This window comes from Roseovarius salis, from assembly GCF_044472985.1.
GTDB lineage: Bacteria > Pseudomonadota > Alphaproteobacteria > Rhodobacterales > Rhodobacteraceae > Roseovarius > Roseovarius salis.
In genome coordinates, this window is the sequence record NZ_JBISDG010000001.1 from 16,034 (window position 1) to 37,158 (window position 21,125).

A 21,125-nucleotide genomic window follows, 5' to 3' on the forward strand; every position below is an offset into this window, starting at 1 on the left:
TAATTTCGCCAGAAAACCCGTCTAGATACGGCGCAAAGGTCAATATCGGGCAGCATCACGCATGGTCACGGGCGAGGCGCGGGTATTTCTGTTTCTGCAAGGCCCCCACGGGCCCTTCTTCTACAGGCTGGGGCGATTGCTGCGCCGCGCCGGGGCGCAAGTCTGGCGGGTGGGGTTCAACGCGGGCGACCGGGCCTTCTGGCCCGACGGCAAGGGATACATACCCTATACCAGCTCCGCCGATGACTGGCCGGAGCGGTTCGGCGACATCGTCGCGGCCAAGGGGGTGACCGACCTCGTTCTCTACGGCGACACCCGCCCGATCCACGCCGAGGCTGTCCGCATCGCCAAGTCCCGCGGCATACAGGTGCACGTGTTCGAGGAAGGCTACATGCGGCCCTACTGGGTGACCTACGAACGCGGCGGCACCAACGGCAACTCGCGCCTGATGGAGATGAGCGTAAGCCGGATGCGCAACGCGCTGGAAAATTCAGACATGGACACCGCCCTGCCCCCGGCAAGCTGGGGCGATATGCGCCAGCATGTCTTTTACGGCGCCGCCTATCACGGCTGCGTGCTGCTGTTCAATCATGGTTACCGCACCTTCCGTCCGCACCGGGCGCTGACCGTCCGGCAGGAATTCGCGCTTTATATCCAAAGGCTTTTGCTGATGCCGGCGCAGGCGGTCGAGCGGCGGCTGGCCACGCTGCGCATCCGCCATGGCGGGTTTCCCTACCACCTTGCCCTGCTGCAACTGGAACACGACGCCTCGTTTCAGGCGCATTCACCGTTCTCTTCCATGACGGAGTTCCTCGAAACCGTGGTCGAGGGCTTTGCCGCCGGGGCGCCCCGGCATCACCACCTCGTGGTCAAGGCCCACCCTCTGGAAGACGGGCGCGTGCCGCTGAGGCGTGAATTGCGGCGGCTGGCCGCGACGCACGGCGTCAGCGGCCGGGTGCATTTCGTGCGCGGCGGCAAGTTGGCACAGCTTCTCGACGAGGCGCGCAGCGCCGTCACCGTCAATTCGACCGCCGCCCAACAGGTGCTCTGGCGGGGCATCCCGCTCAAGACGTTCGGTGATGCGGTCTACGCCAAACCCGAATTCGTATCGACCAAGCCGCTGGCCGATTTCTTCGCCCAGGCGGAACGGCCCGACCGCAAGGCCTATGCCGATTACCGGCGCTACCTGCTGGAAACCAGCCAGATCGCCGGGGGCTTCTATTCCGTTTCAGGGCGCCGGCAGTTGCTGCGGCAGGCCGTTGACCTGATGCTGGACCCGGACGACCCCTACGATGCGCTGGATGCTGGCACCGCGGCGCCACGGCAACAGTTGCGCCTCGTGCCCTGAGCGGCACAAGCTGTAGCGCTGGATTTTTTCTTCGGATTCCTTTAGCTTCGGAAAAAAAGCCGAGGCAGAACCACAACTGGTCGAGGAGACCGAGCAGTGAAATCCCGTTCCTCCCGCTGGGCGCAAAGCGTCGCCCTGTTCCTTATCATGACCATGGTGGCGTCGTGCAGCACCCTGCCAAGGGTCGGCCCCAACAAGCGCCAGATATTCAGCGGCTCGGTCCAGCGGCAAGGGGATGCCTTCATCGTCGCCGTCAACGACCGTGTGACGCGCGCCACCGCGGTGCAGCCCGCGCTCGGCTTCACCGAGGATTTCAGGAACGCCGGCATCCTGCGCTCCGACACGATCCGCCCCGGTGACACGCTCGGCCTGACCATCTGGGAAAACGTCGATGACGGCCTGCTTGCAAGCGAGGCGACGAACCAGACGATCCTCGAACAGGTGCAGGTGGACGGGGCGGGGTTCATCTTCGTGCCCTATGCCGGTCGCATACGCGCCGCGGGCAACACGCCCGAGGCGATCCGGCGCATCATCACGCGCAAGCTGGACGAACAGACCCCTGACCCGCAGGTGCAGGTGCGCCGCCTTGCCGGGGATGGCGCGACCGTCTCGGTCATCGGCGAGGTCGGCGGGCAAGGCGTCTATCCCATCGAGCGCCCCACCCGAACGCTGTCGGGCATGCTGGCCGAGGCAGGCGGCGTGCGCATCGAGCCCGAGCTTGCCCAGATCACGGTGATGCGGGGGGACAAGCGCGCCAAGGTCTGGTTCAGCGATCTCTACGAGCACCCCGAATTCGACATCGCCCTGCGCGGCGGCGACCGCATCCTCGTGGAGGAGGACACGCGCGCCTTCACCGCGCTCGGCGCGACCCGCGGGCAGGAGCGCCTGCCGTTCGACAGCCCGACCCTGAGCGCGCTGGAGGCGATCGCACAGGTCGGCGGGCTTGATGCAAGCACGGCCGACCCCAAGGGGGTCTTCATCCTGCGCAACGAACCGGCCGACATCGCCAACCAGGTGCTGGGGCGCGACGACCTCGTGGGGGCGCAGCGCATGGTCTATGTCCTCGACCTGACCAAGCCCAACGGCATGTTCATGGCCCGCGATTTCGCCGTGCGCGACGAGGACACCATCTACGTCACCGAAGCGCCCTTCGCGCAGTGGAGCCGCGTGATCTCGGCCCTGACCGGCACGCTCGGCTCCGTGGGGTCGGTGTCGTCCTCGATCGACACCCTGAGCGGAGACGAATGATCCCGCCACATGAAGACGAGCCCGCCGGCCAAAGCGCGAACCGGCGGGCCGTGTTTTTCAATGCCGGGTTCCTGCGCCAAGCCCGCCTGCGCCGGATCATGGCACTTGCGGGTTACCCGCTGCGGCTCGGCTGGCCGCGAGAAAACGATCTTGTGGCCGTCTGGGGCCGGTCCCGCTATGCGCGCCGGGGCGAGGCCGTCGCCGCCCGCACCGGCGCGCCATTGCTGCGGGTAGAGGACGCTTTCCTGCGTTCGCTCTTTCCCGGCCGCGCGGGCGGTGCGCCGCTCGGCCTCGTCCTCGACCGGCAGGGTATCCATTTCGACGGCGACACACCGTCCGACCTGGAAACCCTGCTGGCCACGCATCCGCTGGACGATACCGTTTTGATGGATCGCGCGCGGGGGGCGATCGCGCGCCTGCAAGAGGCGCACCTGACCAAATACAGCGCGGTCGACCCTGCCGCCCCCTGCCCCGACCCGGGTTACGTGCTGGTGATCGACCAGACCCGCGGCGATGCCAGCGTCGCCCATGGCGGGGCGGATGCCGGCACGTTCGAAGACATGCTGTGCCGCGCGCAGGAGGAAAACCCCGGCGCCCGAGTGCTGATCAAGACGCATCCCGAAACGGCGCAGGGTTTCCGGAGCGGGTACTACTCTGAAACCCACCGGGGTGGCCGGGTGGAATTCCTCACCGATCCTGTCAGCCCGTGGACCTTGCTGGACGGCGCGATAGGGGTCTACACGGTCAGTTCGCAACTGGGTTTCGAGGCGATCTTTGCCGGCCATCGCCCGCGCGTGTTCGGCCGCCCCTTTTACGCCGGCTGGAACCTGACCGAGGACCGCCACCCGCGCCCGTTCCCGCGGCGGGGGCGGCGGCTCAGCCGTGCGCAGCTTTTCGCCGCGGCGATGATCCTCTACCCGGTCTGGTACGATCCCTTCCGCGACCGTCTTTGCCGGCTGGAAGACGCGATCTCGGCGCTGGAGGCCGAGACACGCGCGTGGCGCGAGGACCGGCGCGGCTGGACCGCCTACGGAATGCGGCTTTGGAAACGGCGGCCTCTGCAGCGGTTTTTCGGACGATACCGCGCCGTCCGGTTCGCCCGCGACGGGCAGGCCAGGCGGGGCGGCCCGGGCATGGTCTGGGCGGCAAGGGCCGACGCGGCGCCCGAGGGCGCGGTGCGGGTCGAGGACGGCTTCCTGCGTTCCCGCGGGCTGGGGGCCGAGCTGGTACCGCCGCTGTCGCTGGTCTGCGATGATCTGGGGATATACTATGACCCGACCCGCGAAAGTCGGCTGGAGCGACTCGTCGCCCGCCGCGCCGGCCTGCGGCCTGACCAGACGCTGCGCGCCGAGGCGCTGGTCAAGCGGATGAGGGCGGCGGGGCTGAGCAAGTACAACCTCGGGCGCGCGCCGGACACGCTACCGCAGGGGCACCGGATTCTCGTGCCGGGACAGGTCGAGGACGATGCCTCCATCCGACTGGGCACGGACGAGACGCGCACGAACCTCGCCTTGCTGGAGCGCGCCCGCGCCGAGAACCCCGGCGCCGTCATCCTCTACAAGCCCCACCCGGACGTCGAGGCCGGCCTGCGGCCGGGCGACGTTCCCGCGGCCGATCTCGCGCGGCTTGCCGACGCGGTGCTGGCCGGCGCCGATCCCGCGGCGCTGCTGGAGCAAGTGGATGAACTGTGGACCATGACCTCCCTGATGGGATTCGAGGCGCTCCTGCGCGGCGTGCCGGTTACCACGCTCGGCGCCCCGTTCTATGCCGGCTGGGGCCTTACGCGGGATCTGGGACGGACGCCCGCCCGCCGCGCCGGCAGCCGCCCTGCGCTGGAGGGGCTCGTGCACGCGGCCCTCATGGACTACCCCCGCTACCACGACCCCGTCACCGACCGGCCTTGCCCGGTGGAGGTCGTGGCGGACCGTCTGGCGCAAGGTCCCCTGCCCCGTCCCGGCCCGGCCAACCGCGCGCTGGCCAAGTTGCAGGGGGCGTTTGCCTCTTATGCCACCTTGTGGCGCTGAGCGCCGCGCCGGCGGGCACGCGATCAGCGTGACAGCCACTTGCGCCTGTGCGCAACCCCGCGTAAACCGCCCCCGGACCAAGCCCAAGGATGCGCGTCATGCCCATTCTCGTCATGAAATTCGGCGGCACTTCGGTCGCCAATATCGACCGCATCCGCCGCGCGGCCAAACGCGTGGGTGTCGAGGTGGCCAAGGGGTATGACGTGATCGTCATCGTCTCGGCCATGGCCGGGCGCACCAACGAGCTTGTCGGCTGGGTCGACGAGATCTCGCCTTTCCACGACGCGCGCGAATACGACGCCGTGGTGAGCTCGGGCGAAACCGTGACGGCCGGGCTCATGGCGCTCGCCCTGCAGGAAATGGAGGTGCCGGCGCGCAGCTGGCAGGGCTGGCAGGTGCCGCTTCTGACCACCTCGGCCCATTCCGCCGCCCGGATCGAGGAAATCCCGACCGACAACATCGCCACCAAGTTCTCCGAGGGAATGCGCGTGGCGGTGGTCGCCGGGTTCCAGGGCATCAGCCCGGAGGGCCGGATCACCACGCTGGGGCGCGGCGGCTCGGACACCACCGCCGTCGCCTTTGCCGCCGCCTTCGGGGCAGAGCGCTGCGACATATACACCGACGTTGACGGCGTCTACACTACCGACCCGCGGGTGGCCGACAAGGCACGCAAGCTCGACAGGATCGCGTTCGAGGAGATGCTGGAACTGGCCAGCCTCGGCGCCAAGGTGCTCCAGACGCGGTCGGTCGAGCTGGCCATGCGCTACAACGTCAAGCTGCGCGTTCTCAGCAGCTTCGAGGAACAGTCGGACGCGGCGGGCACGCTGGTCTGCGCCGAGGAGGAAATTATGGAATCGAACGTGGTCAACGGCATCGCCTATTCCCGGGACGAGGCGAAAATGACGCTGGTTTCGGTCGCGGACCGCCCGGGCATTGCGGCGGCGATCTTCGGCCCGCTCTCCGAGGCCGGCGTGAACGTGGACATGATCATCCAGAACATCTCCGACGAGGGGCGCACAGACATGACCTTTTCCTGCCCTGTCGACCAGGTGCCCCGCGCCGAAAAGGCGCTGGAGTCCGCCAAGTCGCGCGGCGACATCAATTACCGCGACCTGATCGCAGATACCGGCGTGGCAAAGGTATCGGCCGTGGGAATCGGCATGCGCAGCCAGTCCGGCGTGGCCGCCAAGATGTTCCAGACCCTCAGCAGCGAGGGGATCAACATCAAGGTCATTGCAACCTCCGAGATAAAAATTTCCGTGCTTATCGACCGGAAATATATGGAACTCGCGGTCCAGTCCCTGCATGATGCCTTCGGGTTGGACAAAGCGGCCTGACAGCCTCAGGCTGATCCCATGGGGCGGGGCCACCGCGAGGACGGGCCGGAGCAACGCATGACCGACACGCAGGACCACGGGACGGACAGCCGGCAGATGCTCGGCCGCCTGCGCGCTGTCATGGCCGAGGATTCCGCCGGCCAACAGCGGCTGGACCAGATCACCCGGCTGATTGCCGAGGAAATGCATACCGAGGTGTGCTCGATCTACCTGTTCCGCGACCCCGAAACGCTTGAACTCTGCGCGACCGAGGGGCTCAACCCCGACGCGGTGCACCACACACGGATGCGCCTTGGCGAGGGGCTGGTCGGCCGGGTGGCGATGCGCGGTCAGATCATCAACACCGACGACGCGCCCGGCACGCGCGGCTTTCGCTACATGCCCGAAACCGGGGAGGAGGCCTATGCCTCGATGCTGGGCGTGCCGATCCAGCGGCTCGGCGAGATGCTCGGCGTTCTGGTCGTGCAGTCCAAGGCCGCGCGCACCTATTCCGAGGACGAGGTCTATGCCGTCGAGGTGGTGGCCATGGTCATCGCCGAGATGGCCGAACTGGGCGCCTTCGTTGGCGAGGGCGCGGCGATGTCCGCCCGCCACCAGCAGGCCGTCATCTTCACCGGCACATCGGCGCAGGAAGGGGCGGCGCAGGGCCATGTCTGGCTGCACGAACCGCGCGTGGTGGTCACCAATCCCATCGCCGACGACCCGCACCGGGAAAACGGACGGCTAAGGGATGCCGTGGAAGAGCTGCGGGTGGGCGTCGACCGGATGCTGTCCAACGCGGCCACCGGCGACAGCGACCAGTTGCAGGTTCTCGAGGCCTACAGGATGTTTGCCAATTCCAAGGGCTGGATGCGGCGCATGGAAGAGGACATCGCCCGCGGGCTGTCCGCCGAGGCGGCGGTGGAAAAGGAACAGTCCGCCGCCCGCGCCCGCATGACGCAGGTCACCGACCCCTACCTGCGCGACCGGCTGCACGATCTCGACGATCTCAGCAACCGGCTGCTGCGCATCCTAACGGGACAAGGCAACGAAACCGGCGCGGAGATGCCCGCCGACCCGGTGCTGGTGGCCCGAAACATCGGCCCGGCCGAGCTACTGGACTACGGGCGCAGCCTAAAGGGCATCGTGCTGGAGGAAGGATCGGTCGGCAGCCACGCCGCCATCGTCGCGCGCGCGCTGGCCATTCCGCTGGTGATCCATGCCGAGCGGATCACGACCGAGGCGCTCAACGGCGACCTGATCCTCGTGGACGGCAACCAGGGCGTGGCGCATCTGCGGCCAGACGAGAGCATCGTGACCGCCTTCCGCGACAAGATGGCCATGCAGGCCAAGGCGCAGGAACGCTATGCCTCGATCCGCGACAAGCCGGCCGAGACCATCTGCGGCACGCGCATCGCGCTGCACATGAACGCAGGGCTCATGGCCGACCTGCCCAGCCTCGAGAGTTCGGGCGCGGAGGGCGTGGGCCTGTTCCGCACCGAGTTGCAGTTTCTCATCCGCAATCACATGCCCAAGCGCGCCGAGCTAAGCCAGCTCTACGCCCGGGTGATGGAGGCCGCCAAGGGCCACCGTGTCGTGTTCCGCACGCTCGATATCGGCTCGGACAAGGTGCTGCCTTACATGACGGCCGTGGACGAGCCCAACCCCGCCCTCGGCTGGCGGGCGGTGCGCATCGCCCTCGACCGGCCCGGCATGATGCGCATGCAGCTTCAGGCGCTGGTGCGCGCCGCCGCCGGGCGGCCGCTGTCTGTCATGTTCCCCTTCGTGGCGCAGCGCGAGGAATTCACCGCAGCGCGCGCGGAAATGAACAAGGCGCTGGAGCGCGAACGCATTCTGGGCCACCCCCTGCCCGACACGCTCGAGGTGGGCGTGATGCTTGAAACCCCGTCGCTCGCCTTCGCCCCCGACAGTTTCTACCGAGAGGTGGATTTCATTTCCATCGGGGGCAATGACCTCAAGCAGTTCTTCTTTGCCGCCGACCGCGAGAACGAGTTGGTGCGCAAGCGCTACGACACGCTAAACGTCAGCTTCCTGACATTCCTCGAGGGCATCGTGGACCGCTGCGAGCGGCTCGGCGCGCCCCTGAGCTTCTGCGGCGAGGATGCAGGCCGTCCGGTCGAGGCCGCGTGTCTCGCCGCCATCGGCCTGCGGACCCTGTCGATGCGCCCTGCCTCCATCGGGCCCGTGAAGTCGATCCTGCGGCGCACCGACCTGCCCGAACTGCGCAGCGTCATCCACGACACACGCGGCTCCGGCGCCCAGTCCGTCCGGCCGGCGGTCATGGAATACCTGCGCGGCAAACTCTGAGCCTGGCAATCCCGGAAAACCGCGGATAACAACCTGACAGATTTCGATGAATCCGCATTTGTCGTTGTCGGAAAAAGACCGGCGTGGTATCCTGTCAAAAAAAGATAACGGGCAGTTCAGACATGATTTCCGATCTGGCACAGGCATGGCCGGCGCCGCTGCGGGCGGTTTTTTCGTTTTTCCTTCACGCGTCCCACCCTGCATTTCCGCCGCACCACGCCCCCGCGTCGCGGCCGGTGCCCCGCTCGCGGACCGAGCGCACGATGATGGCGTTCCGGGAAATCCCTCTCAACGGCAGCGAGCGGCAGGCGCTTTGCGCCCTGCTCGACGCGCCGGGGTCCACCTCGGCGGAGTTGAGCCGTCAATGCGGGTGGATGGCATCGGGCTGGCGGACGCAGATGATGCTGCTGTGTCAGCGGCGGCGTCGCTATTTCTGGCCGGAGGGGCTGGCCCCGGACGCGACGCAGGCGGCCATCCTTGCCGCCCTGGTCGATTACAGGTCCGATACCCTGTCCTTCACACCGCGCCTGGACCTTGCGCACATCCTGCACGAGATTGTCGAAAGCACCGGGCCGGCGGCCTGATCAGGCTCTGCGCGACCGCTCCCCGACAAGCGCGCGGAACTCGGCCACAAGCTCGTCATGCGGCCGGCCGGCATCGATCGCAAGGCGGCGCAACCCGAAATGGACATGCGCCATCTGCTGGTAATAGCTGGTATAGGCGTAGTTCGTGACCGCCCCTGCCGCGGCGCCCAGCACCGGCACCGTCTGCGTGGCAAGCTTCTGGCCCAGCACCGTGGCCAGCCGCGGCGCAACACGCGCCACGAGCGCCTGTACCGCCGCCCCGGTCACCGCCATGCGCGTGCTCAGGAACGCAAGGTCCGCGCCGTCGTCATGATCAAGCGGCCCCGCGGCGCCGAACACCTGGATGCAGTCGTATTGCACTCCCGGCTCCGACGGGTCGAAACCGTGCTCCACCGCGACATCCTGTATGGTGCGCAGCAGGATGGTCGTGGTCGCCGGCAACTCCGCCAGAGCGGTGGGCAGACCGCCGGCGCCCCCGGCCGCACCCATCACCGTGGTCAGGGCGCGCCCCATCCATCCGGGGCTGTCCGCCACCACCTCGCGGGACCGGTGCGCGGCGTCCATCGCCGCGCGCAGGGCGCTTTCGGTGTGCGCGGTCAGCCGCGCGCGCATTTCCGGCGGCAGGCGGTCAAGCAGGCTTTCCGCCTGCCCGCCGATCATGTTGAGAACCTGTATTCCCGCGTGACCCGCCCGCGCGTGCCGCGCCGCCAGCGCCCCGAGGCGCGCCTGCACGTCGCCGGGCGGGATCGGGGCGTCGAGGATTTCCAGTGTTGGCCTGTTGGCGGGGTTCATCCGTCCAAGATCGGCGCAAACGCGGCCGCTTTCAAGTGGCGCGCGTCACCGGCCCGGTCACCCCATCCCATGCCCCTTGCTCCAGCGCCACGCCGAGAACGCGCGCCGGGTTGGTGGGTGGCGGCATCTCCACCCGGTCGAGCCGGCGGAACCCGAAGCGGCCGTAATAGGGCGCATCGCCCACCAGAAGCACCCGCCGCCATCCGCTGGCGCGTGCCCGGTCGAGGCATTCGAGGATCAGGTACCCCCCCAGCCCCTCGCCCTGGTGGGTCGGATGCACCGCGATCGGCCCCAGAAGGAGCGCGTCCTGCCCGCCGACACGCACCGGCCAAACCCGGATCGCGCCGGCCACGACCCCTTCGTCCCGCGCCACGAGGCACAACCCCGCCACCGGCGGCACGCCCTCGCGCAGCCGATAGGAAGACAGGGCTTCGCGCCCGGGCGCGAAGCACAGGTCGAAGAGCGCCTCGACCTCCCACCAGTCCTCGTCCCCTTCGGGCTGCAACTCAACCACGTGGAATACCTGTCAGAAATCGGCTGGCCACGCGCCTAGCACGGCGCTAGGACGGGCACAAACCGCAATCACGCGAAAGCCCGACCATGTTCTACAAGCCACAAGACGGCCACGGCCTGCCCCACAACCCCTTCAACGCCATCGTCACACCCCGCCCCATCGGCTGGATCGCGACGCGCGCCGCCGACGGCTCGGAAAACCTTGCACCCTATTCCTTTTTCAACGCGGTGGCCTACGTCCCGCCGCAGGTGATGTTCGCCTCCACCTCGGCCAAGCCGGACCGCGACGGCACCAAGGACAGCGTCGCCAACATCCGCGAAACAGGCGTCTTCTGCGTCAACGTGGTCGAGTACGCGATGCGCGACGTGATGAACCGCACCTCGGGCGCATGGGAGCGCGAAACTGACGAGTTCGCCCTCGCCGGGATCAGCCGCACCCCGTGCGAAACCATTCCGTGTTCACGTGTCACCGCTGCACCGGCATCGCTGGAATGCCGCCTGACGCAGATCGTGCAATTGCCCGGCGAGGCGAATTTCACCGTCTTCGGCGAGGTCACGGGCGTGCATCTGCGCGACGACTGCATCGTCGACGGCATCTTCGACGTGCTGCGCTTCAACCCGCTGGCCCGGATGGGCTACCGCGACTACACGGTGGTGCGCGAGAAATTCTCGCTCTCGCGCCCGGGCGAGTGACGCGGCCGGGGCGTCTTCTGGCCTCAAATATCCCGGGGTGAATTGGCCGCAGGCCAAGAGGGGCAGCGCCCCTCCCCTCAGCGCCCGTAATAGTCGCGGAACCACGCCACGAACTGCGCGATCCCCTCTTGCAGCCCCGTCTGCGGGCGATAGCCCGTCAGCCGCTGCAACAGGCCCGCGTCGGCCCATGTCACCGGCACGTCGCCCTTTTGAATCTGCATCATGTTGCGTTTTGCCGGCCGGCCCAGCTCGGCCTCGATCGCCTCGACGAAATCCAGCAGGCGCACCGGGCTGGAATTGCCGATATTGACCACCCGGTAGGGCGCCACCGGCGACAGGCTGTCGCCCGGCGCGATGCCGTCCGCGCCATGCGGCCGCTCGGGAACGGCATCCATCAGCAGGCGGATGCCGCGCACGAGGTCGTCGACATAGGTAAAATCGCGGTGCATCTCGCCGTGGTTGTAAATGTCGATCGGCCGGCCCTCGAGGATCGCGTCGACGAAACGGAAAAGCGCCATGTCGGGCCGCCCCCATGGCCCGTAGACCGTGAAAAACCGGAACATCGTCGTGGGCAGATCCCACAGATGGGCATAGGCGTGCCCCATCGACTCCGTCGCCTTCTTGGTGGCGGCGTAGAACGACATCGGCGTGTCCGCCTTCATCGTCTCGGCATAGGGCATGTCGGTGTTGGCCCCGTACACCGACGAGGTCGAGGCCATCATCAGGTGCCGCACGCCGTGCCGCCGGGCGGCCTCCATCACGTTGAAGCTGCCCACCACGTTGGCATCGACATAGGCGGCCGGGTTCTCGAGGCTGTAGCGGACGCCGGCCTGCGCGGCGAGATGCACGATGATCTCCGGCGCACAGGCATCCACCGCCCGGTCCAGCGCGGCACGGTCCTCCAGCATGGCCTCTGTCGCCGTGAAGCCGGGCTGCGCCGCGAGCATCTCGTGACGGCGCTGCTTGAGAGAGACATCGTAGTAATCCGTCATACCGTCGAGGCCGTGCACCTCGTGCCCCTCGCCGAGCAGGAGATCGGCAAGGTGATAGCCGATGAACCCGGCCGTTCCGGTTATGAACACGCGCGTCATCCCGGTCTTTCCCCAACTCCCCGCAACGCTCCAGCGATAGCGGCCGAGGGGGCTGTGCACAAGCGTTACGCCGATCCGTCGGTGCCGCCGGCGCGGCCCATCCGCCCCAGCTCGGGCGCGTAGATCCTGTAACCTTTCCGCCCGGCCTGCTTGACGGCGTAGAGGGCGGTATCGGCTTCTTCCAGCATGCGGCCGGGGTCGAGCGCGCCGGCGTGGGGCGCCACGCTGGCCCCTATGCTCGCCGAGACCTCCAGCATGACCCCGTTGTACGGGACCGGGCGCACGAGCACCGCGATGAGACGTTCGGCGAGGCACGCAACCTCCGCCGGATCGGTCAACCCCGGCAGGATGAGCAGGAACTCGTCGCCGCCGGTGCGGATCACCGCATCCACCGCGCGCGTCGCCGCTGTCAGTCGCTGCGCAACGGCCTGCAGCACGCGATCGCCGGCGGCGTGGCCATGGCTGTCGTTGACGGCCTTGAACCCGTCAAGGTCAAGTTGCACCAACGCCGCGCCCTCGCCGGTATCCGCAAGGCGCGCCAGCACCGGCCCGATGGCGCGCCGGTTCCGCAGCCCCGTGAGCGTGTCGGTGAATGCCTGCTCCTCCGCGGCGAGCCGCGCGCCGTTCAGCCGCAGGTTCAGCCGGCGCAACTCCTCCATCACGGCCGATTTGGCCTCCACGAGGTACAGCATCTCCACCGCCAGGTCGGTGGCCGCGAAATCCTTGCCGGTCAGGCCGAAATCGCGCACTGCCTCGATGATCGAAATCCCGAAGGAAAGGTTGATCACCGCCCGGCCGGGCGGCCCGTTCCCGCTGTCGGGATCGAGCGGCACGAGAACCCCCTTGAGTTCGGTCCGGGGTGGCCGGCGCAGGGCAAAGTGCAGCTTCAGCCCGACAAGGGAAAGCAGCGACTCCATCGTGCCCGTTGCGCGGGGTCGTTGCAGTTCCAGGATTTCCAGCAACCGGCTGCCGACAAGTGGTTGCCCCGTCACCACCCGGTGCAGCGTCGGCCCGGCATGAACCACGTGACCGGTCGAATCAAGCACGGCGTGCATGGGGCAGAGCGTGTCCAGGTAGCGCCCCGCGACATGCAGTGGCGGCACGCCGGTCACGCCGGCGCCCCGAGATCGAAGGCCCGCGCCTCGGCAAAGGTGGTTTCGAGCACCAGCACCTCGATCACCTCGTTGTCGCCGCAGCCGCCCTTGTAATCGAGGTAGACAAGCGCCCCGTAGTCATCGGCCATCGCCCGCAAGAGCCCCATCACCACGCGGCCAAAGCCGAATGTCGCATCGCAGGGCGTGCGGATGGTCAGCGTGAAGGAACGTGCCGTGTTCTGCCGCAGCAGCAACCCGGGCATGTCGAGTTCCGGCACGGCCAGCCGCGCCCGTGCGGGCAGATCGTCGAGCGCGTGCAGGAAGTCGACGAAATCCGTGCCGCTGAACCGCAAGAGCCGCCGCACCGCGCCCGTGCCGGAGGACGAGACGAGATAGGTGCCGATATCCTCCAGCACCTCGCCGCCGGGCCTGTCCAGCGCCTGCGACAGCGCGTCCAGGACCCGCCGGCTTACCTGCGGATCGTAGATCATCATGGGCTCGAAACGCTCGTAGCCGAGCCGGGCGCGGCCGGCGATACCGGACCAGAAGGCATCGCCGTACGTCTCCCGCGCGAAGTTCTCGATGGCCTGGTTGATCAGCCCGTGCATCGCCGCCTCCGTTTGCGCGGGGGCGATACTGGCAGCGGCGGGTTAACGACGTCTCAATGCAGCCAATTGTCGTCACCCCGCCGACCGCGCGGCGGGCCGGCACTCAGAAATCCGTCGGCGCCCCGCCCTCGGCCTTGCGCCGGGCAACGAACTCCGCCAGCGCCTCTTGCGCGCCGGCCTCCATCGGCGGCGCCTCGAAGCTGGCGATGATGTCCTGGAACACCTGGTGCGCGCGCTCTGCCGTCCAGACGCCGCCCGCGGCCTCCCACGCCTCGTAGTTGCGCCAGTCGCTCAGGAAAGGTTGGTAAAAGGCCGTGGTATAGCGCTCCTGCGTGTGCTCGATGCCGAAGAAATGACCCTGCCCGCCGACCTCGCGCACCGCCTCCGTCGCGATGTCATCAGGGTCTGTCCGGGTTAGCACAGGGTCGAGATACCGTTCGATCTGCTGCAGGATCTCGCAATCCATCACGAACTTCTCGGGGCTGGCGATCAGCCCGCCCTCCAGCCAGCCGGCGGCGTGATAGACCATGTTCGCGCCGGCCTGCACCGCCGACCACAGGCTGTTGGAGGTCTCCCACATCGCCTGCCCGTCCGGCACGTTGGCCGCGCAGACACCCGAAGCCCTCATGGGCAGCCCGTAGAAGCGCGCCAGCTGCCCGGTCATCTGGGTGGCACGCATGTACTCTGGCGTGCCAAAGGCGGGCGCGCCCGACTTCATGTCGACATTGCTGGTGAAGGTGCCGATGGCACAGCATGCGCCGGGGCGGATCACCTGCGCCAGCACCACCGCGCACAGGCTCTCGGCAAGGCTTTGCGCCACGGCACCCGCCATGGTCACCGGGGCCATCGCCCCGGCCAGAGTGAACGGCGTGACCACCAGACCCTGGTTGCGCTGCGCCAGCCGTATCCAGCCATCGAGCATCGGGTGATCGTGCTTGAGCGGCGAGGTGGAGTTAATGTTGGTGTACATGTGCGGGCGGGATTCGAACTCCTCCGCGGTCAGGCCGCCGGCGATGCGCACCATCTCCATCACGTCGTCCACCCGCTCGGCGCCGAGGCAGTAGGCATGCGCGACCTTGTCGGTCAGCGTCAGCTTGTCGTACAGCACGTCGAGGTGGCGGACGCTGGCGTGAACGTCCTGCGGCTCGACCGGGTAGCCGCCGACGAAGTGGATGCAATTGAAATACTGGCTGAGCTTGAGCAGGTTGCGGCACATCTCGCGCGTGCCGGGCACCTTGCGGCCAAGCCCCAGATCCCAGTAATTGGGCGGCGAGGAAACATTGCCGAAATTCAGGTGCCGCCCGCCCATCGTGATGGACCGGTCGGGGTTGCGCGGGACGATGTCCCACTGCGCCGGCGCCTTGCCGATCATCTCCATCACGAAATCGCGGCCCATGCGCACGTTTTCGCCGTCGATCTCGCACCCCCCCGAGGCGCGCAGGAAGTCCACCGCCCGGGGATTCAGGAACTCGATCCCGATTTCCTCGAGGATGCGCATCGCCCCATCATGCACCGCCTGTATGCCCTCCTCGTCGAGCGGCGCCACCGGCGGGTCGATCATCACAGGGGGCGACCACGGCATCTGGTCGATCACCGCGGTTCCGCGCCGTTCGGCGTTGCCGGCACGTCCGCCGCCGCGCCGCCTGCGTTTGGCCTGAACTGACATGATGGCTCTCCTGCTTGCGTCAGCACCATGGAAACACCGCGCCCGGGTGCGCAATTGCCCGTTTGCGACGCATCCTGTCGCTGCGCTTTCAGCCGTGGGCCTGTTTCGGCCGCAGGCCCCGCCCGGTTACGATCAGGTAAATGGCAAGGCTGGTCACCACGATCGCGCCGCCGATGGCCATGTTGACGGTGGGGCGCTCGCCCACCCCCATCCAGACCCAAAGCGGGGCGAGCACCGTTTCGAGCAGCATCAACAGGCTGACATTGGCCGCCTGCGTGTGGCGCGACGCCAGTGACAGGGTAAAGAACGACACGGGCAGGATGATACATCCCGTCACGGCCATCGCCCACGGGTGTCCGTCCGTCATCGCGCCAACGCCGGTGATGGCCAGCCCGTTCAGCCCCGCCGCCCATGCGCCCAGACCGATGACCAGCGGGATCGGCAGCCCCGGCCGGGCCCGCAGGATCACGAAATTGAGCGCCAGAACCGCTGCCACGCCAAGGCCGAACGCCGCCCCGGCCAGCGCACGGAGGTTGAGACCGACTTCCTCGCCCTTTCCGCCGGAGACGGAAATGCCGATGCCGACCATCACGGCCGCCATCGCCGCCCAGGTCGCGAGGCGCGTCGGCTCGCCCATGATGACACGGCTCAGGACCGCCGAGAACACGGGCACGGCGGCAACACCGAACAGAACCACCGCCGCCGGTGCCGAGGCGATGCCGAGACAGAAAAGGGTCGAGTTCAGGAACTGGCAGCCGACGATCGCCAGGCCGGGGCGGCTGGCCAGCTGGGCAAGGTCGCCGCCACGGTCGCGGCTGAGCAGGGCCCAGCCCAGCATCATCACGCTGCCCATCAAAAGCCCGCGCCACGCGGTCATCTGGAAGCCGTCCATCTCCGACCACCGCATGAACAGCGCGTCCGGCGTGAGAAACAGCGCCCCGGCCGCCGCCAGCCCGAGGCCGAATGCCGGGCGACGGCTCATGCGGACAGCCACGCGGGAACATGCCCGATATCGGGCAGCACGGCATCCGCATGCGGCGACAACTCGTCATGGCCGGCCGGACCCGTCAACACGCCAAGCGGGATCATCCCCGCCGCCCGTCCGGCGATCAGGTCATGCGTGCTGTCACCCACCATCGCCACACGGCGCGGATCGAGCCCCTCGGCCCGCGCGAAGGCCAACAACGCCCCCGGCGCGGGTTTGGCCCCGTGGCCCGAATCGAACCCGGCGACGAACGAGAACCGCTCGGCGATGCCGGCGGCGCGCAGGTGTGCCGCGGCGGCAAAGGCGCTATCATTGGTCACGACCCCGAGCACCAGCCCCTGCCCGCGCAACCCGTCCAGCAAGGGGCCAAGCGGCACGGGCGGCGTCAGCGGCGCCTCGGCCGAGGCCCGGGCGAGCTCTTCCTCCAGATCGGCGATGGACCGGTCGCGGATCACCCGGGCGACGCATTCCGCCGCCTCCCGGTTGGTGCCCGCGATGACCGGGCTGGTGGGCAGGAAGCGCCGCGCGCCGGGATCGAACCCGATCGCCGCCGCCAGCGACGCGGCCCGCGCGGGACATCCTTCGGCAAGGGCCGCGATCAGATCCTCCGCCCACACGCTCCAGGTGGCGTGGAAATCGAACAGCGTGCCGTCCTTGTCGAAAAGCAGCGCGTCAACCTTTCTGACCGGTTCGTTCACCATGATCCGGTCACGTCCAGTGAACCTGCTGGCCGCCGGGCAGCGCGGCACGGGCGGCCATGGGCGTGGCGGGCGCGAGATTCGCATGCTCGCAAAACGCCGTCACCCACGCGTCGTCCATCAGCACGAAATCAAGAACGGCCCCAAGGAATTCAGGGTCTTGCGCGCGCTCGCGCACGTCGGCCGCCGAGGCCCCGGTCGCCCCCAAAAAGACGGGGAACAGGTCATCGTTGCCCGCCAGCCAGGCCAGGCATTCAAGCGCGATCGCTTCGGCGGCATCCTGCGACAAGCTCAAAAGAGTTAATTCCCGGAAAGGTTTTCTTAACCAGTGCCATGGATAGTCTCCCTGAGCGAAAGAGCAAGTCCGAAAGGCGACGGCACATGACCGGAACGATAATGATCGTCGACCCGCTTGCCACCAACAGGATCGTGCTGAAGGTCAAGCTCTCGGCGGCCTTCTACACGGTGACGCAGGCCGAAAGCGGCGCAGAGGCCGTGGCGCGGGCACGTCGTGACCGGCCGGATCTCTTGCTGGTCAGCGACAACCTGCCCGACATGTCGACCGAGGCGCTCCTGCGGGCGCTCGGTCGCCCCGGCGGGGACCCGATGCCCGCGGTGGTCGTGCTGATGACGGCCGCGGACGCCGACCGCCGCGTTTCGGCGCTGCAGGCCGGCGCCGCCGACGTGATCCGCAAACCCTTTGTCGAAAGCGCGCTGCTCGCGCGGCTGCGCCGGATCCTGCGGCAGCGGCACATGAACGCCGAGCTCAGGATGCATGCCGACACCGCCGCGGCGCTTGGCTTTGCCGAGGCGCCTGCCACCTTCGACGGGCCGGCCCGGATCGCCATACTGGCCGACCGGCCGGACCGTTCGCAGGATACGCTCGCCCGCCTGCAGCCGTTCTGCCGGCATCAGCTGTCAGCCGCGGGCTATGAACCGCCCGGCACGATCGACGGGCCACAGCACCGACAGGATCTCTTCGTCGTCCGCATCGGCGCCGACCAGACCGACGCGGGGCTGAGCCTCGTCGCGGAATTGCAGGCCTCGCCGCAGACGCGGCACGCGCGCGTGGTCGCGCTGCTCGACCCCCAGGCGGAGCACCTGATCGGGCCGGTGCTCGACATGGGCGCGCATGACGCGGTCGCAGGCGGGGTCAGCGACCGGGAAATCGCCATGCGCCTGTCACTTCAACTCGACCAGAAACGGCGTGACGATGCCATGCGCGAAACCCTTGCTAGCGGGTTGCACGCCGCCGTCGTGGACCCGTTGACCGGGCTCTACAACCGCCGCTACGCCCTCACCTATCTCAAGCGGCTGTCGGCCAGCGCGGCGCGCGATGAACGCACATTCGCCGTCATGCTGGCCGATCTCGACCACTTCAAGACGGTCAACGACCGGTTCGGCCACGCAGCCGGCGACGCGGTCCTCGCCCAGATCGGGCGGCGGATGCAGGGCGCGCTGCCCTCCGAGGAAATGATCGCCCGGATCGGGGGCGAGGAGTTTCTCATAGCCGTTCCCGACACCTCGCTTTCGCAGGCGCGCAGCCTTGCCGACAGGATCTGCGCGCTGGTGCGGGAACACCCGGTGGCGCTGCCGGGCGCCTCCGGTCAGGTGTCGGTGACGGTCAGCATCGGGGTGGCGCTGGCCGCGCCGTGCAACAGGCCGGAACCCGCCGACATCGAGGCCCTGATCGGGCAGGCCGACGGGGCACTCTATGGCGCCAAGTCGGGCGGCCGCAACACGGTCACGTTCTGCCGCCGCCCCGCGGCCTGACCGCACGTCGCCCCCTCGTGCGCCGCCCCGACCCACCGTTCCGCGGCCGGGCGACGCGCCGCGCTTGTATCATCGCCACGGGCGCGTATGCTGCGCCGCGGGACTGCGCCCACCTGCCGGTCCTGACCGGCGGCGGCCGCGCGCACGTCACATCCGCCGCGCCGGCGGTTTCGCGACATCGCGACGCACGGACGGTTTGGCCCCTTAAAAGCCGGCGCATCCGGCGGCATCTTGGGGCGCGGCGTGAAGAGGATGACCATGACCGACACCCCGTCCGATACCGGACCCCGAGCACTCTGGCCCGCCCTGCGCAAGGGATTCCGGCGCAAGTGCCCCTGCTGCGGCACGGGCCCGATGATGAAAAGCTACCTGCAGGTGCGCGACGTCTGCATGGTGTGCGGGCAGGAATTGCTCCACCACCGCGCCGATGACGGGCCCGCCTACCTGACCATCCTGATTGTCGGTCACCTCATGGCGCCGCTGCTGCATGTCTCCTTTACCATGTTCCGACCCGAGCCGCTGGTGCTGTTCACGATATTCGCCATTGGATGCGTCGGGCTGTCACTGTACCTTCTGCCGCGTCTGAAGGGGGCGGTCGTGGGGTTCCAATGGGCCCGGATGATGCACGGGTTCGGCGAACAGGCCTGACGCCCCGTGGGTGCCCCGCGGCAGACCTCGCCGCCATGCGAAGGGAACGAATGACCGACGACAAGACCGCCGTCAGAGATGCCGCCACGGTGATCGTCCTGCGCGACAGGGACAGCGATCCGCGGGTCCTGATGGGCCAGCGCGGCCGCAAGGCCGCGTTCTTTCCGTCGAAATTCGTCTTTCCCGGCGGGGCGCTCGACTCGGAGGACGCGGACGTGCCGCTGGCGCACCCGCTGCCGGCGATCTGTGCGGAACGTCTGCGCGAGGATGCCGAGCAAGACCTGTCGGCCGTGCTGCCCGTCACCGCGATCCGAGAATTGTGGGAGGAAACCGGCCTGCTGCTCGGTACGCCGGGCGCGTGGCCCGGCGTGCCGGGGCCGGACTGGGAGCGCTATGCCCGGACGGGACACCGCCCGACCGCGGAGCATATGCAATTCTTTTTTCGCGCGATCACCCCACCCGGACGGCCACGGCGTTTCGACGCGCGGTTCTTTCTGGTCGACGCCGCGGACATCCGCGGCGACCCGGATGATTTCTCGGGCGCCGCCGACGAGCTGTCGCACCTGCAATGGGTTCCGCTGGCAGAAGCCCGCGCGCTCGACCTGCCCTTCATCACCGAGGTCGTGCTGGCCGAGGTCGCCGCACGCGCGAGAGACAGGTCGCCCCCGGCGTCGGTCCCGTTCTTCCGCAACGACGACGAGGAAAGCCTGTTTCGCCGCCTGCACGGGCGGGCGCCCCCGCCCGACCTCTAGCCCGCCAGCACCAACAGCAGGATGCTGGCGGTCAGCAGCGCGATGCCGCCCAGCTCCCGCCGGGTGACGCGTTCGCGGAACACCAGCACCGAGGCCAGCAGCGACAACACCACCTCCACCTGCCCGACGGCAAAGACATAGGCCGCGTTCTGGAGCGTGAAGGCCGTGAACCAGCTGACGCTGCCGCCAAGGCTCGTGATCCCGATCCAGACGGCCCTGCGGCGCGCCTGCCAGACCCGTGCCAGTTGCCCCGGCTCGCGCCATGCCAGCCAACCGGCCATCGCCAGCGACTGCGCCAGCGTCACCGCCGACACCGACACCGCGGCGCGCAGGAAGGCGTCGTCGCTGCCGACCTCCAGCGTGGCGCCACGGTACGCCACGGCAGACACGGCGAACAACGCGCCCGAGGCCAGCCCGAGCCCCGCCGCCCGGTTGAAAAGACGCCGCAGCCGGCCGCCGGGCAGCGCCGGCGTGTCCGACAGCACCACGACCCCCCAGAGCCCCGCGAGGATGGCCGCCATCCCGGCAAGGCTGACCCGGTCCCCCAGCACGAGGAAACCGACCAGCGCGGTCTGGATGACCTCGGTCTTCTTGAAGGTGATCCCGACCGCGAAATTGCGCTGCGCGAACAACAGTACCACGCACCATGTCGCGAGGATCTGCGCCAGACCGCCGCTCAGCGCAAACGCCCAGAATGCCCCGGACAGCGCCGGAACCGCCTGCCCGCACCACGCCAGATACCCCGCCGCAAGACCAAGCGCCGCCGGTGCGGAGTAGAAAAACCGCGCAAACGTCGCCCCGCCGGCCGATAACGGCCCCATGCTGAGCGATTTCTGCAGCATGAAGCGCAGCGTCTGGAACGCCGCCGCCGTGACCGAGAGAAGGATCCATGGCTCCATGGCCGGGGCTATGCGGCCTTTTGCACCGGAAATCCAGAGCGCGGGATTTTTCGCGAAAAATCCCG

General features: G+C 68.3%; 20 protein-coding genes. 10 read left to right on the top strand and 10 right to left on the bottom strand.

Going from position 1 to position 21,125, the window contains the following annotated elements:
- Positions 1–61: 61 nt before the first annotated feature.
- The 6 genes from ACH13J_RS00085 to ACH13J_RS00110 all read left to right on the top strand — a co-directional run bounded on the left by ACH13J_RS00085 (position 62) and on the right by ACH13J_RS00110 (position 8,848).
- A complete protein-coding gene (locus tag ACH13J_RS00085; RefSeq protein ID WP_397541266.1) occupies positions 62–1,348 on the top strand; it encodes a capsule biosynthesis protein in 1,287 nt (428 codons plus the stop codon).
- A 96-nt stretch (positions 1,349–1,444) separates the two neighbouring features.
- Positions 1,445–2,596, top strand: a complete 1,152-nt coding sequence (locus ACH13J_RS00090) for a polysaccharide biosynthesis/export family protein (protein WP_397541267.1) — start codon at positions 1,445–1,447, stop codon at positions 2,594–2,596.
- Positions 2,593–4,620, top strand: a complete 2,028-nt coding sequence (locus ACH13J_RS00095; RefSeq protein WP_397541268.1) for a capsular polysaccharide biosynthesis protein — start codon at positions 2,593–2,595, stop codon at positions 4,618–4,620. Before ACH13J_RS00090 ends, ACH13J_RS00095 begins: the two co-directional genes overlap by 4 nt.
- Before the next feature lie 98 nt (positions 4,621–4,718).
- The gene (locus ACH13J_RS00100) at positions 4,719–5,957 is read left to right on the top strand and encodes an aspartate kinase (RefSeq protein ID WP_397541269.1); all 1,239 of its coding nucleotides are present in this window, start codon (positions 4,719–4,721) and stop codon (positions 5,955–5,957) included.
- 57 nt (positions 5,958–6,014) lie between these two features.
- Entirely contained in the window at positions 6,015–8,264 is a 2,250-nt protein-coding gene (gene ptsP / locus ACH13J_RS00105; protein WP_397541270.1) for a phosphoenolpyruvate--protein phosphotransferase, read from the top strand.
- Between the two features lie 122 nt (positions 8,265–8,386).
- Positions 8,387–8,848, top strand: coding sequence for a hypothetical protein (locus ACH13J_RS00110; protein WP_397541271.1), 462 nt, complete (start codon positions 8,387–8,389; stop codon positions 8,846–8,848).
- Here the strand turns inward: ACH13J_RS00110 and ACH13J_RS00115 are convergent, their stop codons facing one another.
- Both ACH13J_RS00115 and ACH13J_RS00120 read right to left on the bottom strand, forming a co-directional pair.
- The gene (locus ACH13J_RS00115; protein ID WP_397541272.1) at positions 8,849–9,640 is read right to left on the bottom strand and encodes an EcsC family protein; all 792 of its coding nucleotides are present in this window, start codon (positions 9,638–9,640) and stop codon (positions 8,849–8,851) included.
- Between the two features lie 31 nt (positions 9,641–9,671).
- Complete coding sequence (locus tag ACH13J_RS00120; protein WP_397541273.1) at positions 9,672–10,154, bottom strand: GNAT family N-acetyltransferase; 483 nt, start codon at positions 10,152–10,154, stop codon at positions 9,672–9,674.
- An 86-nt stretch (positions 10,155–10,240) separates the two neighbouring features.
- On the opposite strand from ACH13J_RS00120, the gene ACH13J_RS00125 reads away from it, so the two are divergent.
- Positions 10,241–10,846, top strand: coding sequence for a flavin reductase (locus tag ACH13J_RS00125; RefSeq protein ID WP_397541274.1), 606 nt, complete (start codon positions 10,241–10,243; stop codon positions 10,844–10,846).
- Between the two features lie 77 nt (positions 10,847–10,923).
- Here the strand turns inward: ACH13J_RS00125 and ACH13J_RS00130 are convergent, their stop codons facing one another.
- The 7 genes from ACH13J_RS00130 to ACH13J_RS00160 all read right to left on the bottom strand — a co-directional run bounded on the left by ACH13J_RS00130 (position 10,924) and on the right by ACH13J_RS00160 (position 17,283).
- Positions 10,924–11,937: an NAD-dependent epimerase/dehydratase family protein gene (locus ACH13J_RS00130; protein WP_397541275.1), complete on the bottom strand. Its 1,014-nt coding sequence runs from the start codon at positions 11,935–11,937 to the stop codon at positions 10,924–10,926.
- 65 nt (positions 11,938–12,002) lie between these two features.
- On the bottom strand, positions 12,003–13,049 hold the full coding sequence (locus ACH13J_RS00135) for a diguanylate cyclase domain-containing protein (protein ID WP_397541276.1): 1,047 nt from the start codon (positions 13,047–13,049) through the stop codon (positions 12,003–12,005).
- Positions 13,046–13,639 carry a heme NO-binding domain-containing protein gene (locus ACH13J_RS00140; protein ID WP_397541277.1) on the bottom strand — a complete coding sequence of 198 codons (594 nt, stop codon included), beginning with the start codon at positions 13,637–13,639 and terminating at the stop codon, positions 13,046–13,048. The genes ACH13J_RS00135 and ACH13J_RS00140 overlap by 4 nt, the downstream gene beginning before the upstream one ends.
- Positions 13,640–13,742: 103 nt before the next feature.
- Positions 13,743–15,305 carry a trimethylamine methyltransferase family protein gene (locus ACH13J_RS00145; RefSeq protein WP_397541278.1) on the bottom strand — a complete coding sequence of 521 codons (1,563 nt, stop codon included), beginning with the start codon at positions 15,303–15,305 and terminating at the stop codon, positions 13,743–13,745.
- A gap of 88 nt (positions 15,306–15,393) precedes the next feature.
- Positions 15,394–16,287, bottom strand: a complete 894-nt coding sequence (locus tag ACH13J_RS00150; protein WP_397541279.1) for an EamA family transporter — start codon at positions 16,285–16,287, stop codon at positions 15,394–15,396.
- Positions 16,284–16,991 (bottom strand): HAD-IA family hydrolase, encoded by a 708-nt coding sequence (locus ACH13J_RS00155; RefSeq protein ID WP_397541280.1) that lies wholly within the window; start codon positions 16,989–16,991, stop codon positions 16,284–16,286. The genes ACH13J_RS00150 and ACH13J_RS00155 overlap by 4 nt, the downstream gene beginning before the upstream one ends.
- 7 nt (positions 16,992–16,998) lie before the next feature.
- Positions 16,999–17,283: a DUF3572 domain-containing protein gene (locus tag ACH13J_RS00160; RefSeq protein ID WP_397541281.1), complete on the bottom strand. Its 285-nt coding sequence runs from the start codon at positions 17,281–17,283 to the stop codon at positions 16,999–17,001.
- An 86-nt stretch (positions 17,284–17,369) separates the two neighbouring features.
- On the opposite strand from ACH13J_RS00160, the gene ACH13J_RS00165 reads away from it, so the two are divergent.
- The 3 genes from ACH13J_RS00165 to ACH13J_RS00175 all read left to right on the top strand — a co-directional run bounded on the left by ACH13J_RS00165 (position 17,370) and on the right by ACH13J_RS00175 (position 20,161).
- Complete coding sequence (locus tag ACH13J_RS00165; RefSeq protein ID WP_397541282.1) at positions 17,370–18,761, top strand: diguanylate cyclase; 1,392 nt, start codon at positions 17,370–17,372, stop codon at positions 18,759–18,761.
- Positions 18,762–19,019: 258 nt separating this feature from the next.
- A complete protein-coding gene (locus ACH13J_RS00170) occupies positions 19,020–19,409 on the top strand; it encodes a DUF983 domain-containing protein (protein WP_397541283.1) in 390 nt (129 codons plus the stop codon).
- A gap of 50 nt (positions 19,410–19,459) precedes the next feature.
- Complete coding sequence (locus tag ACH13J_RS00175; protein ID WP_397541284.1) at positions 19,460–20,161, top strand: NUDIX domain-containing protein; 702 nt, start codon at positions 19,460–19,462, stop codon at positions 20,159–20,161.
- Here ACH13J_RS00175 and ACH13J_RS00180 read toward each other — a convergent pair.
- Entirely contained in the window at positions 20,158–21,060 is a 903-nt protein-coding gene (locus ACH13J_RS00180) for an EamA family transporter (RefSeq protein ID WP_397541285.1), read from the bottom strand. The two genes, ACH13J_RS00175 and ACH13J_RS00180, sit on opposite strands and share 4 nt — an antisense overlap.
- Positions 21,061–21,125: the final 65 nt, after the last annotated feature.

Bases quoted from the DNA above. Each gene is read 5' to 3' on its own strand.
- ACH13J_RS00110 (WP_397541271.1), top strand. From the start codon at position 8,387: ATGATTTCCGATCTGGCACAGGCATGGCCGGCGCCGCTGCGGGCGGTT.
- ACH13J_RS00140 (WP_397541277.1), bottom strand. From the start codon at position 13,639: ATGCACGGGCTGATCAACCAGGCCATCGAGAACTTCGCGCGGGAGACG.
- ACH13J_RS00125 (WP_397541274.1), top strand. From the start codon at position 10,241: ATGTTCTACAAGCCACAAGACGGCCACGGCCTGCCCCACAACCCCTTC.
- ACH13J_RS00155 (WP_397541280.1), bottom strand. From the start codon at position 16,991: ATGGTGAACGAACCGGTCAGAAAGGTTGACGCGCTGCTTTTCGACAAG.
- ACH13J_RS00100 (WP_397541269.1), top strand. From the start codon at position 4,719: ATGCCCATTCTCGTCATGAAATTCGGCGGCACTTCGGTCGCCAATATC.
- ACH13J_RS00175 (WP_397541284.1), top strand. From the start codon at position 19,460: ATGACCGACGACAAGACCGCCGTCAGAGATGCCGCCACGGTGATCGTC.
- ACH13J_RS00085 (WP_397541266.1), top strand. From the start codon at position 62: ATGGTCACGGGCGAGGCGCGGGTATTTCTGTTTCTGCAAGGCCCCCAC.
- ptsP (WP_397541270.1), top strand. From the start codon at position 6,015: ATGACCGACACGCAGGACCACGGGACGGACAGCCGGCAGATGCTCGGC.
- ACH13J_RS00170 (WP_397541283.1), top strand. From the start codon at position 19,020: ATGACCGACACCCCGTCCGATACCGGACCCCGAGCACTCTGGCCCGCC.
- ACH13J_RS00130 (WP_397541275.1), bottom strand. From the start codon at position 11,937: ATGACGCGCGTGTTCATAACCGGAACGGCCGGGTTCATCGGCTATCAC.
- ACH13J_RS00180 (WP_397541285.1), bottom strand. From the start codon at position 21,060: ATGGAGCCATGGATCCTTCTCTCGGTCACGGCGGCGGCGTTCCAGACG.
- ACH13J_RS00150 (WP_397541279.1), bottom strand. From the start codon at position 16,287: ATGAGCCGTCGCCCGGCATTCGGCCTCGGGCTGGCGGCGGCCGGGGCG.
- ACH13J_RS00095 (WP_397541268.1), top strand. From the start codon at position 2,593: ATGATCCCGCCACATGAAGACGAGCCCGCCGGCCAAAGCGCGAACCGG.
- ACH13J_RS00165 (WP_397541282.1), top strand. From the start codon at position 17,370: ATGACCGGAACGATAATGATCGTCGACCCGCTTGCCACCAACAGGATC.
- ACH13J_RS00145 (WP_397541278.1), bottom strand. From the start codon at position 15,305: ATGTCAGTTCAGGCCAAACGCAGGCGGCGCGGCGGCGGACGTGCCGGC.
- ACH13J_RS00115 (WP_397541272.1), bottom strand. From the start codon at position 9,640: ATGAACCCCGCCAACAGGCCAACACTGGAAATCCTCGACGCCCCGATC.